At 55.3% G+C, this 696-nt stretch carries 1 protein-coding gene; it reads right to left on the bottom strand.

Going from position 1 to position 696, the window contains the following annotated elements:
* A partial coding sequence (locus LU351_RS20570) for a CHC2 zinc finger domain-containing protein (protein WP_232595956.1) occupies positions 1-696 on the bottom strand: 696 nt, incomplete at both ends.

Below are 696 nucleotides of genomic sequence, written 5' to 3'. Positions count from 1 at the left end.
TCAGCCCCTGCACATTCCACACGCCGTGGTGCGCGCCCGGTAAGTACAGGTGTTTGGCGGTGCCTTTGCGCAGTTCGTTGTTAATTTTTCGACCATACACTTCGGTAACCACGCCGTGCTCATCCATCACCGGCACCACCAGTGAGCCGTTAAAGTGTTCGTGGCCGCTCTTACGCAACAGGCCAATGGCCTGCAACTGGCCCCGCAACTCGGCACCGGCTTTGCGGTTTTTTTCCGGTAGGCGATAACCCAAGGTGCGATTGGAAAAGCCCAGGTGAAACGCCTCCACCAACTCGCTGTTGTCCAACCCTCGCGACTGTAAAAAAGCGTGGGCCTCCGGGCTTTGTTTGAAGGTCTCGTGGTAAAAGTCCACCACCTGACGCAGCAGAATGGCGTTATCAGTTTGGGCGGCTAAGGGGGAAGCCAGTTTGGTGGTGCTGTTGCGGGCCTTGGCCGGGCCGGTACTTTCCACCAACCCCAAGTCTTTTTGCAAAATCTCACAGGCAAATCGAAACGAGACACTTTGGGTTTTCATCACCCAATCAATCACCGACCCCCCTGCCCCGCAGCCAAAGCAATGGAACAGGTTGGTTTTAGGGCTGATCACACAAGAGGCGGTGTTTTCCTCATGGAAAGGGCAGCTCACCACGTAGTCTTTGCCTTGTTGGGTGAGTTTATACCCTTGGCTTTCCACCA

The organism is Marinibactrum halimedae, assembly GCF_021234875.1.
Lineage (GTDB): Bacteria > Pseudomonadota > Gammaproteobacteria > Pseudomonadales > Cellvibrionaceae > Marinibactrum > Marinibactrum halimedae.
Note: the sequence above shows the minus strand (reverse complement) of the source record. Positions and strands in the feature narration are given on the sequence as shown.